The following is a 16,071-nucleotide window of genomic DNA, read 5'->3' on the forward strand; positions in this document are numbered from 1 at the left end:
GCCGGCCAGGCCGTCCCGCGCGCGGGACGGCCGGATGAGCCCGCGCGCGCGGGCCGTACAGATCAGCGTCATCACGGACGGAAGGGTTACGGGGGGCACAGGTGTCGCAGGTGGAGAACGTCGTCGGGGACCGGGTGCTGATCGCCGTGCAGGCGGTCAACATCTCACGGCTGTCGACCCATCCGGTGCCCACGGTTCCCGGCACGCTCATCGTGGTGGCGGGCGCCGGGCCCAAGGACTCCAACGGGGCGGGCAAGTCCTCGTTCATCGCCTCGATCACGGCGCTGCTCGGTGACGAGCAGTGGCGCTTCGCCTCGGGTGCCAAGGCGGTGTCCGAGCTGCTGTTCAACGCCGAGCTGGCCAGCGGCGCCGGCGCCCGGCAGTGGGCGAGCGCCGACCACGGCTACATCGTGGGCGTCTTCGGGCCGCCCGGCCTGGACTCCTTCGAGCCGGCCCCTGCTCAGGAGGTCGCACCCGTCGAGGACGGTGACGCCGAGACCGGCGGTGAGCTCGTGCTCGACGGCGCCGAGGAGCTGTTCGAGGTGCCCGACACCTCCGGCGGGGCGCTCACCGTGTGGCTCAAGGTCAACCAGGAGGCGCCGCACCTGGAGATACGCTGGCGGGAGGGCGTGCATCTGGCCGCTTCCCCGTCGGAGGCCGAGCGGGTGGCGCGGGCCGACGAGATCTGGGCGTCGCTGCCCAGGTCGGCGGGCCGGCGTGACGTGGTGGCGCGCGACCTGACCAAGGTGCTCTACGGCGACCGGGTCAGGTGCGTGTCGTTCCTGTCCACGTCCGTGCGCAGCAAGGTCGCCACCAACCTGCTGTCCCAACCGCTCAACGAGATCACCCCCGAGCGCGTCTTCGAGGCCATCGCCGCGCTCACGGGCCTGGACGCCGAGCTGGAGCAGGAGCGCGAAGCCCGCCGCGACGAGCACGCCAGGCGGGTGCGCGCGGCGCAGGCGGCCGACCGGCTGACCGAGTTCGAGGCGGAGTCGAAGGCGCTGCTGACCACGTTCGACCGGCGCGACCAGGCCCGGATCCGCCTCGCGGACGCGTTGCGGTGCTGGCGGGGGCGGCAGGCGCGCAAGCTGGCCGACGCGGCGGGCAAGGACGAGGCGCTGAGCGCCGACCTCGAACGGCACCGGGCGGCGGGCGAGGCGGCGGCCGAGGCGATCGCCATGGTGAAGGCGGAGATCGCCACCCTGCGGGAGGACACCCTCGACCGGCAGGTCTCGCAGGCCCGCAAGGAGCTGGCGGCGATGCAGGCGCGGGCGGCCAAGCTCGACGCCGACCGCGCGGTGGCGGAGAACTCCGCCGACGAGCTGCGCGGCCTGATCCCGGCGGTGGAGGAGACCCGCAGGTTCGCCGACGGGCGGGACGTGCCGACGGCGGAGCGGGAGCTGGGCGAGGTGCGCTTCCGGCTCAACGAGGCCCTCAAGGCGCTCGGGGTGGCCGACCGGGAGGTGTCCTCCGCGCAGGCCGCCCTCGACGATGCCGAGGGCGGCCCGGCGGCGGCCCAGCTCAACGTCCTGACGGCGGCGGGCATCGGCGCGACCGGCCTGCTCGACGCCCTCGACGTCGCCGAACAGGCCCGCGACGCCGCCCACACGCCACCTCCCACGGGCACCGGCACACGAGCCGCGACGGGTGGCGGTGACGGTGACAGTGGCGGTGACAGTGGCGGTGGCGCCGGTGGGCAGGCGCTCGGTGAGGCGCTCAGGGCTCGTTACGGCAAGGGGCAGGCGGGCGGGTCCGGCGCGGAGGCGCAGGGCGGGCTCGCGCTCGGAGAGCTGCGGGGCTGGCCCAACGAGCATGCGGTCATCGTGGACGCCGACCGGCTCGACGAGGCCGCCGCCGCCCTGGCGGACCTGCCGGGGTCCGTGCTGGTCAGCGCGGCCGGGGTCAGCGTCGTGGGGGCGTTCGACGGGGTGGCGACCGGGCGGGAGGCCCGGATCAAGGCCGCCGAACAGCGACTCAACCGGGCCAGGGACGTTCAGGAGACGGCGGCGCAGGCCGTACGCGATGGGGAGGAGGCGGTCGCGGAGGCGCAGCGGCGGCTCGAAGGGGCCAGGGCCGGGGTGCGGCTGGCCGAGCTGGAGGCGAGGCTGGCCGCGCGGCGGGCCAAGCTGGGCGAGCTCAACGCGGCCATCGAGGAGCTGACGCCCCGGGTGGCCGAGGCCGAGCGGCAGACGGGCGCGCTCGACTTCCGGGCCCGCACCAGGGACATGGAGATCGAACGCCTGGAGGGCAGGCGGCACCGGCACGAGGCCGAGCGGGCGCAGGCGCGCGATCAGGAGACGAAGGTCGGCTCGGAGCGCGATGCGCTCAAGCTCGACGCGCTGGCCGCCGACTGGGGCGGCACCACCGAGACGGCCCGCGAGTGGCTGCGGGCGCTGCCCGAGGAGGAGCGGCCCCGCGCGGCCGAGGAGTGGTGGCGGATCGCCGAGCGCCACCTCGACCAGGCGCTGCGCGACACGTTCCCGGAGGACGAGGCGGAGGTCCCGGAGGAGCTGCGGTTCCTGCTCAGCGAGCGGGAGGGCAGCACGGCGCGCGAGCAGGCGACGTTCGCGACGGTGTGCGGGTCGCTGGGGTCCTACCTGCGGGGGCAGGAGGAGTACGAACGCCACCAGCGGCGGCAGATCGAGGCGCAGGTCGTCTCCCGGCAGCGCGACCTCGCGGCGGCGGCCACGGGCGCGGAGGAGGCGGCGCAGTCGACGGCCGTGCACCGGGCGGCGCTGACGGCGGCGATCAAGGCGCGGCTCACGCGGGTGGCCGAGGAGTTCGACAAGCTCGACAGCTCCTACGGAGGCTACGGCGCGACGCTGGAGTTCCCGGTGCCGCCCGCGCCCGCCGACCCCGAGCAGCGCTGGCAGTGGCGGGTCACGCCGAAGTGGCGGCGCGGCGAGGGGCAGGGGTTCGTGCCGTACAACCGGCGGGCCAACACGGCGCTGATGGACGAGAAGGCCGTCAAGCTGGTGTGCGCGGCGGCCATCGCCTCCTCCGGGGGCGGGCATCTGTGCCTGGTGCTCGACGAGCTCGGCCGCAACCTGGGCAAGGAGCACCGCCGGGAGGCGGTGGCGCTGTTCAGGCGGATCGGGGAGACCTACGGGATCACCGTGATCGGGGCGCTGCAGGACGACATGGAGCCGTACGCGATCGACGCCTGCGGGCAATACGTCAAGCTGCGGCGCTCTTCGGACGCGATGCCGTACAACGAGCCGCCGGTGATCGTCGGGCACGACCAGCACGCCGAGCGGGTACGAGCGCTGGCCGCTTACGTCGACCGCACCCCGGCGTAGAAGACGCGAAAACCCCGCTCACCACTGCGGTGAGCGGGGACCCGGCGACCGAGGTCACATGTCCCGGTTGTCCGTGATCCGCACGCTGTCGGCCGTGGCCGAAGCGGCGGTCGCCACGGCGACGCCCCCACCGACCGCCAGAACGGCCAGGGCGGTCACGACAATGCGCTTCTTCACACCTTTCTCCTAATCCCGGAGGACTGGCCGGATCTCATCCTGCCCGCCGCCACCGGCGGTCATAAGGGACCCGGCTGCCATCGATCGCGCTGTTCCCGCCAGGTGCTCCTGGCGGGCGTTCCCAGCGCCCGTCAGCGCACGGCGGCGAGGACCTGTTCGGCCACGGCGTCGATCATGCGCTCCGCGGTGGCCCTGCCGATCGGTCTGCCTTCGCTGACGCGGCGGCCGGGGATGTCCGCGCCGCTCGCGCTGATCGTGATCAGCAGGTTGCCCTTGCGCAGGACGGCCCGGCCCTCACCGCGTCTGGCCCCGGCCACCTGATAGACGAAGAACACGTAGTACCCCTCGTCGAAGTGCCGGCCCGCGTCGGCGGTGCCGACGCGCCGGATCTCCCCCTTCACGGCGGGCACACCGCCGAAGACGCTGGGCTGGCGGTAGTCGCCGGCCCGTTTCTGCTTGAAGGACTCCTTCGCGTACGCCTCGGTGTCCGCGAAGCCGGGGTCGTAGGTGACCTTGAGGTCCCTGAAGCGGAACGGCGGCGCGGTGCCCGGGTCGTTCGACCACTGGCAGGCCACGGCCCGCTTGTCGCGTTCCGTCGTCTCCAGGCTCAGGGCGGTGCGGGTACGGGCGCTGAGGACCCGGCACGGCGCGGCGGGCGGCTTGAAGGAGGCGCCCGTGGCCGACTCGTCCTCTCCGGACTCCCCTGGCGACGGCTCCCCTGGCGGCGGCTCCTTCGGCGAGGACGACGGCGGTTTGCGTGACCGCTGGGGTGCCGAGGTGGCGGGCGAGGGGTCGGGGGACGCGGACTCCGGGAGCCCTGGCTGGGCGCAGCCCGCCGTGATGATCGCCGCCGCCATCGCCAGGGGTAGCCGCCCGCGCGGCCTTCGTGCCATTTCTCCCCGCTAGCGTGTCGCGGTGCGGGTGGACCACAAAGGCGTGTCGCCCTTGCCGACGACCACCACGTTGCCGTCGTCCTGCACGCCCAGCCACGCGCCCGGGTTCTGCCCGGTCCTGGTGTCCCAGATCGGCTTGCCGTTGCGCTGCATCACGAGGTTGCCGTCCTTCTGCTGGACGAGCATCGTCCGCCCGTCGGCGGAGGCGACCCACTGCCCGGGATTGAGCACCGCGCCCGGCGCGAGCCTGCCAGCCTGGGCCGACCGGGTGCCGTCCGCGGCCACCGCGAGTCTTTCCGTGGCGCCTCCCTGGGCCAGGGCCGTCCCGGGCGCGGCCACGGCGAGGGCCGCCAGCGTCAGCGCACCGGCAGAAATATATTTCTTCATTCTTTCCCCGCCCGAATTCCGCGATGATGACAACAGGTGATTTTAGTGATCTCCGGGAAAGCGCAAAGAATTATTCCTGCCATATTCCGTGACATTCCTGCCAGAGCGCGCGCCGCTAGGTGATCGGCGGGCCGGTGTAGGAGGCGCGCAGGCGGAGCAGGGCGCCTCGGTCGTACTCCTCCATGGCGTGCGCCAGCCAGCCCGCCACCCTGGCCACCGCGAAGATCGCCTCACCGGCGCCCGGTGTCATGCCGCTGACGGCGGCGAGCGTGGCCAGGGCGAAGTCGATGTTGCGGTCGGGCAGGCGGCGACGGCGCATCTCGGCCAGCACGGCCTGCCCGGCGGCGATCCGCTCGTGGCCGGGGGCGGCCTCCTTGACCAGGTCGAGCAGGAGGCCGCCGCGGCCGTCGCCGTTCTTGTAGACGCTGTGGCCGAACCCGGGGATGCGCTCGCCGCGGCGTACCCGCTCGGCGATGGCGCGGGGGGCCTGGCCGGGGTCGGCGATCTCGGCCAGCAGGCGTTCCGCGCCGTACGACGCGCCGCCGTGCAGGGGACCGCCGAGCACGCCGAGGCCGGTCAGGACGACCGCGTACGGGTCGGCCTTGGCCGAGGCGGCGACCCGGGCGGCCAGGGTGGAGGCGGCCAGCTCGTGGTCGGCGAGCAGGACCAGGGCGGCGCTCAGGGCGTCGAGCAGGGGCGGGGCGGCGGGGCGGGGGCACAGGCGGGACCACAGGCGCTCGGCGATCGAGTCGCCCCGCGGCGGGTCGCCGAGCCGGGGCAGCGCGTCGACCAGGCCCGCGATCAGGCGGCGGCCGGTGGCGGCGACCGAGACGGGGTCGAGCTGGAAGCGCAGGGTGTCGGAGGCGCCGAGGACGGTGGTGATCACTTGCAGGCGGTCCAGGGGCAGGAGGTCGGCGGGCAGGCCCCGCTGCGCGGCGACGGCGGCCCGCAGCCCCTCCGCGGGCTCACACCACCACGACCGCCCGCCCACCTCCCCGTCCCGAGCGCCCGTCACCGGCCCAGCCACCCGGCCGTCTCCAGGGCCCGGCACCGTCGCACCCGCCTGACCGCCTTGAGGGTTCCGTGCCGTCTCCTGACCGCCTTGAAGGTCCGGCGTTGTCGCGGTGGTCTGGTTGCCGGGGTGTTCCCAGACGGTGCGGTCGCCGGTCCACAGCCATTCGGCGACCGCCTCGAACGACGCCGTACAGGCCAGGCCCAGCGCGTCGATCCCCCGGTAGTAGGGCCGGTCCACGCCGAGCGCCGTGACGGCCGACTCGATGACCAGCTCCGGCGGCTGGCTGCGCGGTCGCCCCCGGCGCGCCAGGCGTTCGACCTCCTCGGCCGAGAAGAGGCTGCGCCGCCCGTCCTCCCCATGCCGCCGCCGCAGCACGCCCCTGCTCACGTACGCGTAAAGGGTCGCGGGCTTGACCCCGAGCCGGGCGGCCGCCGTCGCCGCGTCGATCCATTCCACCCCGACAGCCTTCCATGTTGACGAAAATCAATATTGATCCACGTTGAGCAGACATGTCAACGTGAGGACATGCCCAACGTTCATTTCCTCGATGTGACCAACCGGGACGGCGTGCAGACCGCGCGCACCGGCCTGTCGAAGTTCGGCAAGACCATGGTCAACTTCTATCTGGCCCGGCTCGGGGTGGCGCAGTCCGAGATCGGCTTCCCCTTCCTGTTCCATGAGGTCCCCTACGTCAGGGCGCAGGTGGCGCTGGCGGAGGCGGGGGCGTTCGGCGGGCTGCGGCTGTCCGGCTGGTGCCGGGGGGTGCCGCAGGACGTGGAGAAGGCGGCACCGCTCGGGCTGAAGCACTACAACCTGTCCATCTCGACGTCCGACTACATGATCCAGAACAAGTTCCGCGGCCGGCTGGACAGGGACGCGATCATCAGGGAGATGACGGCGGCCGTGCGCGCGGCCAAGGACGCGGGCGCGCTGACGGTGGGGGTGAACGCGGAGGACGGCTCACGCACCGATGACGGGTTCCTGATGGAGTTCGCGCTGGCGGCCAAGCAGGCGGGCGCCGACCGCGTACGCTACTGCGACACCATCGGCGGCGACACCCCCGACCGGATCCGCGAGCGCTTCGCCAAGCTGGCCTCCGGCACCGCGATGCCGGTCGAGACCCACTGCCACAACGACCTGGGCATGGCCGTGGCCAACTCGGTGTCGGGTGCGCTCGGTGACCTGGACGCCGGGCAGGACGCGTGGATCAACACCTGCGTGAACGGCATCGGCGAGCGCTCCGGCAACGCCGACCTGTTGTCCACGATCCTGGCCTTCCGGCACGGCTTCGGGCTCGAAGGGGCGGAGATCGGGGACGCGCTCAACATGGAGTGGGCGCGCAGGTTCGCCCTGTGGGCGAGTTACGCGCTGGGGCAGCCGCTGCCGTACAACCAGGTCGGGGTGGGGCGCAACGCGTTCGCGCACGAGTCGGGCATCCACGCCGACGGCGCGCTGAAGGACCACGGCAACTACGAGCTGTACGACGAGGCGACGCTGGGCCCGTTCCCCGAGGACTGGCACACGACGAACGGCCGGGTCGTGCTGACCGGCGAGTACGGCGGCAAGGCCGGGTTCCGGCACGTCATGGACGGCCTCGGCGTCGAGGTGCGTGAGGAGGACCTGGCGTTCCGGCTGGTCCAGCTCTGCAACGCGATGACGGGCAGGCCGCTCACCGACGACGAGCTGCGGCTGATCGCCGCCTACCCGCGCGAGCTGTCCCTGATGTTCCCCGGCTACGACACGTAGACCGGCCTCCCCGGCGGACGGGGCGGTCACATCGTCTCGTCGCCGGTCTCCGGCAGGGCGAACAGGCAGAGCAGGCTGAGCAGGGCCATCGCGGAGACGTACCCGCCGACGGCCAGCACGCCCAGCCCGCTCGCCTGCAGGCCGGTGGCCACCAGCGGCGGCACCGCGCCGCCGAGCACGCCGCCCAGGCTGTAGGCGACGGACGCGCCGCTGTAGCGGTATTCGGTCCTGAACAGCTCCGGCAGGTACGCCCCCATCGGCCCGAAGATCAGCCCCATCAGCCCGAGCGCCCCGGCCAGCGCCACCCCGACCAGCGCGACCGAGCGCGTCTCCATCAGCGGGAACATCACCAGCCCCCACGCGACCGCCACGGCCGTCCCGGTGATCAGCGTGCGGCGTCGGCCCAGCCGGTCGGACACCATCGCCGAGGCCACCGTGCCCGCCGCCATGAACAGCACCCCGACCATGGTCAGCCCGAGCATCGTGGTCTTCGGGATCTCCAGCGTGGTGGTGCCGTAGGCCAGGCAGTAGGTGGTGGCGGTGTAGAAGAGCGTGTACGCGATCGTCATGGCGCCGGCGCCGAGCAGCACCCGCCGCCACTGGTGCCTCATGAGCCCGGCGAACGGCACCTTGGCGATGCGGCGCTGGTCCATGGCCGGCCTGGAAGACGGGGGTCTCGGAGATCTTGAGCCGGACGTACAGGCCGACGATCACGAGCAGCAGGCTCGCCACGAACGGCAGCCGCCAGCCCCAGCCCTGGAACTGATCGTCGCTGAGCGTCTCGCCGAGGATGAGGAACAGCCCGTTGGCCACGATGAACCCGACGGACGGGCCGAGCTGCGGGAACATCGCGTACAGGCCGCGCTTGCCGGGCGGGGCGTGCTCGGTGGCCAGCAGCGCCGCACCGCCCCACTCCCCGCCGAGGCCGATGCCCTGGGTGAACCGCAGCAGCACCAGCAGCACGGGCGCGATCACGCCGATCGCCGCGTAGCCGGGCAGCAGGCCGATCGCGACCGTCGACAGCCCCATCACCAGCAGCGACACGACCAGCATGGACTTGCGCCCGACCCGGTCACCCCAGTGCCCGAACACGGCCGAGCCGAGCGGGCGCGAGATGAACGCCACGGCGAACGTCGAGAACGCCGCCAGGCTGCCCGCCATCGGGTCCATGTCGGGGAAGAACGCCGTGTTGAGCACCAGGGCGGCGGCGGTGCCGTAGATGTAGAAGTCGTAGAACTCGATCGCGGTGCCGGTGAGGCTGGCCGCCGCGACCCTGGACCTGCTCGGCGCGGCGAGCCCGGGGGATGCCATCATTCACGTCTCACTATGCGGACTTGCGTCTTGGGAAGCGGTACAGAGAAGCTATCACCTGCGCAATGTTAGGTTTCAGATGCGGATGACTCGTGGAAAGGAACACGGTTTGGCTGTCGAACTGGTCATCTTCGACTGCGACGGGGTGCTCGTGGACAGCGAGCCCATCTCCGTACGCGTGGGCACGGCCGCGCTGCGGCGACTGGGCTGGACGATCGACGAGGCCGAGTACGCCGAGCGCTTCGTCGGCTGCACCAACGAATACTGGGACGAGGCGGTCGGCCAGACCCCGCCGGGCTGGCGCGAGCGGCTGATCGCCGACTACTGGGCCGCCATGGAGGCCGAGCTGCGCGCCGTCGACGGCATCGCGACCGCGCTGGAGCGGCTGACCATCCCCATCTGCGTGGCCTCCAACGGCCGCCACCACACGATCCGCCGCAACCTCGAGCAGACCGGGCTGGCCGGCCACTTCACCGGGCGGGTGTTCAGCGCCGAGGACGTCGCCCGGGGCAAGCCCGCGCCCGACCTGTTCCTGCACGCCGCCGCCACCCTGGGGGTCAAGCCCGAGCGCTGCGTGGTGGTGGAGGACAGCCCGTTCGGGGTGACGGCGGCGATGAGCGCGGGCATGCGCTGCCTGGCCTTCGCCGGCGGCCTGACCCCCGCCGATCGCCTGTCCGGCCTGGGCGCCACCCTCTTCCACGACCCCGCCACCCTGCCCGACCTGATCGGCTCCCTCGGCTGAGGCGACGTACCGTGAAGCCATGCCTTCAGGTACGCAACGTCCCTACGTGGTGGCGCACGTGGCGGTGTCCGCCGACGGAGCGACCACGGGATTCCAGCCGGATGTCGCCCGGTTCTACCAGCTCGCCCAGACCTGGAAGGAAGACCTCACCCTGACCGGGGCCGACACCATCCTCGCGCAGGAGCCGGCCCTGGCCACGGCCGAGCTCCCCGGGCCCGCCCCGGACGGCCCGCTGCTGGCCGTCGTGGACGGCCGCGGGCGGGTCGGCCGGTGGGAGGCGCTGAGCCGGGCCGGCCACTGGTCCGGCGTCGTGGCGCTGCACTGCCGTGACACGCCCCCGCGCCCGCCCGGCCGCCCGGTGCGCGAGCTCGTCACCGGCGCCGGCCGGGTCGACCTCGACGACGCCCTGCGCACGCTCGGCCGTGACGACGGGGTCGGCGTCGTGCGGGTCGACAGCGGCGGCGCGCTCATCGGCGCCCTCCTGGGCGCCGGGCTGGTCGACGAGATCAGCCTGCTCGTGCACCCCTGCCTGGCCGGCGAACGGGCCACCCGCCACTGGTACGGCGCCGCCCCCGCCGCCGGCCTGGCCCTCGTCGCCGCGCAGAGCCTGCCCGGCGAGCTGGTGTGGCTGCGCTATCACCCCCGCTGACGCGTGCGGCCGTTCTCGTCCAGGTAGTCGCGCCACGAGCGCTTCGGGTTCCAGCCCAGCAGGCGGTGGGCCTTGGCGCACGAGATGCCCGAGGCGTCCGGCCGGGCCAGCGGGCGCAGCTCGACCTGGTCGCCGTGACCGCGCCGCAGCGCCTCGGCGAAGTCGTGGCCGCCCGCGTTGTCCGGTGAGGCGATGTAGAACACCTCGTGGCCGGGCAGATCGGACTCGGTGGCCAGCACGATCGCGTCCGCGAGGTCGTACACGTCGATGTAGCTCAACAGCCCCGCCCCGAGCTGGGAGCCGTCGCGGACCTGCGGGCCGAGGTTGCGCTCGTAGTTGCCCTCGTGCTGCACCCAGCTCGGCCGCAGCGAGACGCACCTGATGTCCGAGCGGCGCACGGCGGCGTCCATGAGCTGCTCGCCGAAGTGCTTGGCCAGCGCGTACGGGTCCTGCGGCTGGATCGGGTGCTCCTCGTCCACCGGCGCGTAGTCGGGCAGGAACGGCCGCTCCGGAAAGAAGAACCCGGGCACGGTCTCGCTGGAGATGTTGACGAACCGGGACACGCCGAACCGCACCGCGGCCTCGATCATGTTGAACGTCGCCATCAGGTTGTTCTGGAACACCACGTGCGGCGGGTTGGCGGTCGGGTCGGGGATGGCCGCAGCGTGCACGACCGCCTCCGCCCCGCGCACCACGGCGTACGCCTCGCCCGCGTCGGTCAGGTCGGCCTGCAGGTAATGCGGGGTGCCCGGCTCGCGCCGCTCCCATACCGGGCGCGTGAGGTCGGTGGCGGTCACCTCGTGACCCGCCTCGGCCAGGGCGGTGACGGCGGCCCTGCCCACCTTGCCGTGGGCTCCGGTGACGACGACGCGCATGAACCACTCCTAGGGGTAGATCTCAGCGCGCTCCAGCGTAATGCCGGCACCGGCGGAGCGGGACCGGTCATCGGCTCACCGCACCCCCGCCAGCGACAGGGTGGAGCCGGTGCGGGACTTGGACACCCTGAGCTGCGCCGTGATCCTGGAGCGCAGCTCCGCCACGTGGCTGACGATGCCCACGGCCCGCCCGCCGTCGCGCAGCCCGTCGAGGATGTCCAGGACGCCGTCGAGCGTGTCCTCGTCGAGCGTGCCGAACCCCTCGTCCACGAACAGCGTGCCCAGCTCCGCGCCGCCCGCCTCGGCCGTGACGACGTCGGCCAGCCCCAGCGCCAGGGCCAGGGAGGTGATGAACCCCTCGCCGCCGGACAGGGTCGCGGGGTCGCGGTCGACGCCGGTCCAGCCGTCGGCCACCCGCAGCCCGAGCCCGCCGCCCGCCCTGCCCCGCGACCCGGCCGTCTTGCGCAGGTCGTGGCGCAGCAGGTAGCGGCCGGCCGACATGTGGCCCAGACGCTCGTTCGCCGCGTCCACCACCTGCCGCAGTCGCTCGCCCAGCACGTACGACGACAGGCTCATGCTCCACTGGTTGTCGCCGGAGGTGCCGCCGGCCAGCGCCGCCATCCGCTCGGCCAGCCGGTGTCGCTCGGCCGCCGGCCCCCAGCGCTCGATGCGGGCCGACAGCTCGCCGTGGAGCTGCTCGAGCCGCCGCGCCCTGGCCGCCGCCCGGTCGCGGGTGCTCGACAGGCGCGTGTACGCCTCCTCCAGCGCGTCGCGCTCGGCCCCGATTCCGTCCAGGTCCGGCGCGGGCTCGGCCGCCGCGGCCACCAGCTCCGGGTCGGCCAGCACGGCGGTGACGGCGGCCTGCTCGTCGTCCAGTTTGCGCAGCAGCTCGGCCTTCCGCTCCCGCTCCCCCATCGTCCGGTACGCCGCCTCCGCCTCGCCCACGTCCGCGAACCCGGCCTCGGCCGCCGCCTCCTCGGCCGCCCGGCGGGCTCTGCCCAGCTCGTCACCGGCCGCCACCGCCGCCTGCGTGGCCTCCACGGCCTCACGCAGCAGCTCGGCCTCGTCGTTGAGCCGCCGCAGCCGGTCGGCCAAAGTGGTGTCGCCGCCCCTGGCCGTGTCGAGCCTGGCGCTGAGCCGGCCGGCGTCCCCGCTCAGCTCCTCGTGCCGGGTCCGGCAGGCCGCCAGCCGCGCGGACACCCTGCGCCCGCGTTCCTCCTGCTCCAGCCGCTCCCCGCCGAGCCGGGCCGCCTCCCGCGCCAGCACGGGCTCCTCGGCGGCCGACGCCTCCAGCCGCCGCACCTCCCGCTCGGCCGCGCCGAACACCACGGCACCATCCACCTGCGCACCACCCGGCACGGAACCGGCCCCGCCGCGCCCCGTGTCACCTCCCGATCCAACCCCGTCACCATGGCCCACACCGGCCCCGGCCCCGGCGGGCCGGTCGGTCTCGGCGAACTGGCCGGCCTTGGCGAGCTGGTCGACCTTGGCGAGTTGGTCGTGCAGGCGGGTGCGTTCGGCTCGTAGGTGCCGGTGGTGGGCGCGGTCGGCGGCGAGGGTCTCGGCGATCTCCCTGGCCTGGTCTCTGACCCGTTCCCGCTCGGCCTCGACACGCTCGAGCGCGGCGGACAGGGCAGGCTCCCGGTCGGCCACACTCCGCAGGCGGGTCAGCTCCTGCTCGGCCAGCAGCACGTGCGCCTCGGCCGTGTCGACGTCGAGATCCGCGGTGGCCGCGACGGCGTCGGCGTGCCGGGACTCGAGCGAGGCGAGGCCGCGTTCGGCGGCCTCGCGTTCGGCCAGCGCGGACTCGTGGGCGCTCTCGGCCTCGTGCTCGTCGTCGGCCGAGGGCGCGCTGGGGGCCGGGGAGGCCGGGTGGGGGTGGTGGTCGGAGCCGCAGACCGCGCACGGCGACCCGTCGGACAGGTCGCGGGCCAGCTCGGCCGCCATGCCGTCGATGCGGGCCTGGCGCAGGTCGAGCCAGCGCTCCCGCAGGGCCTGGGCGTGATCGACGAGCACCTGGTGGGCCGCGGCGGCAGCGTCCAGCTCCACGGCCAGGGCCTCACGGCGGTGGGTGGCCTCCAGAGCGGCCCTGGCGGCGTCGAGGCTCGCCGCCGCGGCCGGGATGGCCGCCGCCTCCGCGCGCACGTCGGCGAGGGCGGCGCCGGCGTCGGCGATCCGCGCGGGCAGCTCGGCGTCGGCCGCCGCCACCTCGGCCTCGCGCTGCGCGAGCGCGTCGAGCTCGGCCGCCAGCCGGGCCAGCTCGCCGTCCACCTCGATCAGGTGAGCCGCCGCATCGCGTACGGCCTGCGCCGCCGGGATCCGGGCGGCGTCCATCCGCGCCTCGGCCAGCCTGCTCTCGGCCCCCTCGATCAGCGCGGGCAGCGCCGCCAGCCGGGCGACCACCGCCTCGTCCGCCCTGACCAGCTCGGCCAGCTCCGCCTCCACCCGCAGCAGGTCGCGGCGCACCACCGACAGCCGGGCCTCCTCGGTGAGCAGCTCCTGCAGCCGGGCGATCTCGGCCTGCCGCTGCCGCTCCAGCGCCACCAGCTCACCCACCGACGGTTCCAGGCCAGGAGAGGGGGCGTGCCGGTGCGGGCGAGGACCGGACAGGAGAGGGCGGGCGCGGGCGAGGGCGTCGGCGGCGAGGGTGCGGGCCTTGGTGGCGGCCTCGGCGCGTTGCCCGGCCGCCGTGATGAGCGGGAGCACGCGGTCGGCTCTGGCGGCGTCGTCGAGGACGGCCTGCAGGTCGGCGCGCTCGTCGGCCCGCTCGTCCAGGGTCCTGCGCAGGGTGAGCGCCTCGGCGTGACGACGCCGGCGGTCGGCGAGCGCGGCGGCCCGCTCGAACCGCGCCCGCACCGCCCGCACCGCCTCACCGGCCGCCACGTGCTCCTGTTCGGCCCGCGCCACGACGGCCCGCGCGGCGTCCAGCAGGGCCCCCGCCCACCCCAAGGGATCGGTCTCGGGCTCGGGCACACCGACGACGGCATCCACACCCACCTCGGACACGGCACCGGCCGCACTCCCCGCGAGCCCGGCGGCGGCCCGCTCGGGAGCGGCATCGGTCTGTTCCGGGGCGGTGGGCTGCTCGGATGAGGTGGCCGGTCCGGGGGTGGTGAGGGCCGCGTGCAGGTCTGGGCCCGCCGCCTCCTCCACCCGCTTGATGGCGAAGTCGACCTCCTGCCGCAGCTCCTGCGACTCCCGCCAGGCCAGCTTGCGGTGCTCGGCCAGCCACGACTCCGCCTGCGTGAAGACCTTGACCGTGAACAGCCGCTCCAGCAGCCTGGCCCGATCATCCCCGTCGGCCCGCAGGAACTTGGCGAAGTCGCCCTGCGGCAGCATCGCCACCTGGCAGAACTGGTCGGCGTTCATGCCGAGCAGCCCGCCCACCAGATCACCGGCCTCGTCGAGCCGGGTGGTCAGCCCCTGCCAGTCGGACCCCTGCCACTCCGAGACGACGACCTTGGACTTCTCCTCGGTGACGCCCGTGCCGCGCAGCTTCGGGCGCTGCCATGACGGCGAGCGCCGGATGCGGAACAACCGGCCGCGAAGCGTCACCTCGAGCGCGACCGACGGCCCCGCCGAGGGCGGGGCGTGGTCGCAGCGCAGGCTGCGGGCGCTGTTGCGCTGCCCGGGGACCTGGCCGTAGAGGGCGAAGCAGAGCGCGTCGAGGATCGTGGTCTTGCCCGCGCCGGTGGGACCGTGGACGAGGAACAGACCCGCCTCGGCGAGGGCGTCGAAGTCGACCGTCTCGGTGCCGGGGAAGGACCCGAACGCCGTCAGCGAGAGCCGGTGCGGCCTCATCTACGCCATCGTCTCCTTCACCCTGGACGCCTCGATCGCCTGTCTTAGCAGGTCTTCCTCCTCAGGTGCGGCAGGCTCGCCGCGCACCTCCCTGACGAAGTCGAGCGCGACCTCCGCCTCCGGCCGGCCGCTCAGGCGCGCGGGCCGCCCGGCGGGGGTGGCGCCCACCGGGTCGAAGGCGAGGGCGAGGGTGTGCGGGAAGCGGGCGCGCAGCCGGTCCATGGCGGACTTGGGGCGGACGGCGTCGGTCAGCGTGACGTGCAGCCAGTGGTCCTCGACGTCGGCGTGGCGCGGCAGGGTCAGCAGCTCTTCCAGCTTCCCGCGCAGCCGCCCGACGGGGCGCGGCACGGGAGCGGGCACGAACTCCGCCCTCTCCCCCAGCGTCACCAGCCACGACCCCTTGACGTGGCCGGCCTCCGAGAACGAGTAGGCCAGCGGCGAGCCCGAATAACGCACGGTCTCCGACATGCGCTGCCGCCCGTGCAGGTGGCCGAGCGCCACGTAGTCCACCCCGTCGAAGGCCGACAGGGGGACGTGCGCCACCCCGCCCACGCTGATGTCGCGCTCGCTGTCACTGGCCTGCCCGCCGGTCACGAAGCAGTGGGACAGCACCACCGAGGCGCGGTGGCGCGCGGCGTCGGCCCTGACGCGGGTCATCGCGTGCGTGATCGCGGCGGTGTGGCTGCGGTCGGGCAGCTCCCAGGCGGCCCGCACCAGCTCGGGCTCCAGGTAGGGGATGCCGTAGAAGGCCACGCCGTCCACCACCACCGGCTCCCACGACCGGTCGGGCGAGGTGCGCACGTGCACCCCGGCGGCCTCGAACAGGCCGGAGCCGAACCGCAGCCGCAGCGCCGAGTCGTGGTTGCCGCTGATCAGCACCACCCGGGCCCCGGCCGCGCGCAGCCGGGCGAGCGCGTCGTCGAGCAGCGCCACGGCGTCGACCGGCGGCAGCGCCCGGTCGTAGACGTCGCCGGCGACCGCCACCACGTCGACCCGCTCGGCCCGCACCGTCTCCACCAGGTGATCCACGAACGCCGCCTGCCCGGCGAGCAGACTCTCCCGATGGAACGAGCGCCCCAGATGCCAGTCGGAGGTGTGCAGGATCCGCATGTCGCAGCAAGCTAACAGTTCTCACTGACAAATGCGGTCTCACCTGTCCCACCCGCCGGGAGTAGG

At 73.9% G+C, this 16,071-nt stretch carries 11 protein-coding genes and 1 pseudogene; 4 read left to right on the plus strand and 8 right to left on the minus strand.

All coding sequences use genetic code 11. From position 1 onward, the window contains the following. The first annotated feature begins 110 nt into the window (after window positions 1-110). Window positions 111-3,299, plus strand: a complete 3,189-nt coding sequence (locus AB0I15_RS27340; protein ID WP_358101238.1) for a chromosome partitioning protein ParA — start codon at window positions 111-113, stop codon at window positions 3,297-3,299. Window positions 3,300-3,353: 54 nt separating this feature from the next. Here AB0I15_RS27340 and AB0I15_RS27345 read toward each other — a convergent pair whose 3' ends face one another. The 4 genes from AB0I15_RS27345 to AB0I15_RS27360 form a co-directional block, all read right to left on the minus strand. Further along, window positions 3,354-3,476, minus strand: coding sequence for a hypothetical protein (locus AB0I15_RS27345; RefSeq protein ID WP_358101241.1), 123 nt, complete (start codon window positions 3,474-3,476; stop codon window positions 3,354-3,356). Between the two features lie 131 nt (window positions 3,477-3,607). After that, the gene (locus AB0I15_RS27350) at window positions 3,608-4,369 is read right to left on the minus strand and encodes a hypothetical protein (RefSeq protein ID WP_358101244.1); all 762 of its coding nucleotides are present in this window, start codon (window positions 4,367-4,369) and stop codon (window positions 3,608-3,610) included. A gap of 9 nt (window positions 4,370-4,378) precedes the next feature. Beyond that, entirely contained in the window at window positions 4,379-4,756 is a 378-nt protein-coding gene (locus tag AB0I15_RS27355; RefSeq protein ID WP_358101247.1) for a hypothetical protein, read from the minus strand. A gap of 115 nt (window positions 4,757-4,871) precedes the next feature. After that, window positions 4,872-6,227: a citrate synthase gene (locus tag AB0I15_RS27360; protein ID WP_358101249.1), complete on the minus strand. Its 1,356-nt coding sequence runs from the start codon at window positions 6,225-6,227 to the stop codon at window positions 4,872-4,874. A 69-nt stretch (window positions 6,228-6,296) separates the two neighbouring features. Here AB0I15_RS27360 and AB0I15_RS27365 point away from each other — a divergent pair, with 69 nt between their 5' ends. After that, complete coding sequence (locus AB0I15_RS27365; RefSeq protein ID WP_358101252.1) at window positions 6,297-7,517, plus strand: hypothetical protein; 1,221 nt, start codon at window positions 6,297-6,299, stop codon at window positions 7,515-7,517. A 98-nt stretch (window positions 7,518-7,615) separates the two neighbouring features. Here the strand turns inward: AB0I15_RS27365 and AB0I15_RS27370 are convergent. Next, a pseudogene (locus tag AB0I15_RS27370) lies at window positions 7,616-8,831 on the minus strand (MFS transporter); the annotation flags it as partial. Between the two features lie 106 nt (window positions 8,832-8,937). Between AB0I15_RS27370 and AB0I15_RS27375 the strand changes: the two are divergent. Both AB0I15_RS27375 and AB0I15_RS27380 read left to right on the plus strand, forming a co-directional pair. Next, window positions 8,938-9,570, plus strand: a complete 633-nt coding sequence (locus tag AB0I15_RS27375; protein ID WP_358101255.1) for an HAD family hydrolase — start codon at window positions 8,938-8,940, stop codon at window positions 9,568-9,570. 19 nt (window positions 9,571-9,589) lie between these two features. Further along, window positions 9,590-10,219: a dihydrofolate reductase family protein gene (locus AB0I15_RS27380; RefSeq protein WP_358101258.1), complete on the plus strand. Its 630-nt coding sequence runs from the start codon at window positions 9,590-9,592 to the stop codon at window positions 10,217-10,219. Here AB0I15_RS27380 and AB0I15_RS27385 read toward each other — a convergent pair. The 3 genes from AB0I15_RS27385 to AB0I15_RS27395 form a co-directional block, all read right to left on the minus strand. Continuing rightward, window positions 10,207-11,094: an NAD(P)-dependent oxidoreductase gene (locus AB0I15_RS27385; protein WP_358101260.1), complete on the minus strand. Its 888-nt coding sequence runs from the start codon at window positions 11,092-11,094 to the stop codon at window positions 10,207-10,209. The two genes, AB0I15_RS27380 and AB0I15_RS27385, sit on opposite strands and share 13 nt — an antisense overlap. Window positions 11,095-11,169: 75 nt before the next feature. Next, window positions 11,170-14,895: an AAA family ATPase gene (locus AB0I15_RS27390; RefSeq protein ID WP_358101263.1), complete on the minus strand. Its 3,726-nt coding sequence runs from the start codon at window positions 14,893-14,895 to the stop codon at window positions 11,170-11,172. Next, window positions 14,896-16,005, minus strand: a complete 1,110-nt coding sequence (locus AB0I15_RS27395) for an exonuclease SbcCD subunit D (RefSeq protein WP_358101266.1) — start codon at window positions 16,003-16,005, stop codon at window positions 14,896-14,898. Between the last annotated feature and the right edge of the window lie 66 nt (window positions 16,006-16,071).

This window comes from Nonomuraea sp. NPDC050643, from assembly GCF_040654715.1.
Lineage (GTDB): Bacteria > Actinomycetota > Actinomycetes > Streptosporangiales > Streptosporangiaceae > Nonomuraea.

Excerpts from the sequence above, each read along its gene's own strand:
- AB0I15_RS27380 (WP_358101258.1), top strand. The coding sequence starts at position 9,590 with ATGCCTTCAGGTACGCAACGTCCCTACGTGGTGGCGCACGTGGCGGTG.
- AB0I15_RS27395 (WP_358101266.1), bottom strand. The coding sequence starts at position 16,005 with ATGCGGATCCTGCACACCTCCGACTGGCATCTGGGGCGCTCGTTCCAT.
- AB0I15_RS27355 (WP_358101247.1), bottom strand. The coding sequence starts at position 4,756 with ATGAAGAAATATATTTCTGCCGGTGCGCTGACGCTGGCGGCCCTCGCC.
- AB0I15_RS27350 (WP_358101244.1), bottom strand. The coding sequence starts at position 4,369 with ATGGCACGAAGGCCGCGCGGGCGGCTACCCCTGGCGATGGCGGCGGCG.
- AB0I15_RS27390 (WP_358101263.1), bottom strand. The coding sequence starts at position 14,895 with ATGAGGCCGCACCGGCTCTCGCTGACGGCGTTCGGGTCCTTCCCCGGC.
- AB0I15_RS27385 (WP_358101260.1), bottom strand. The coding sequence starts at position 11,094 with ATGCGCGTCGTCGTCACCGGAGCCCACGGCAAGGTGGGCAGGGCCGCC.
- AB0I15_RS27365 (WP_358101252.1), top strand. The coding sequence starts at position 6,297 with ATGCCCAACGTTCATTTCCTCGATGTGACCAACCGGGACGGCGTGCAG.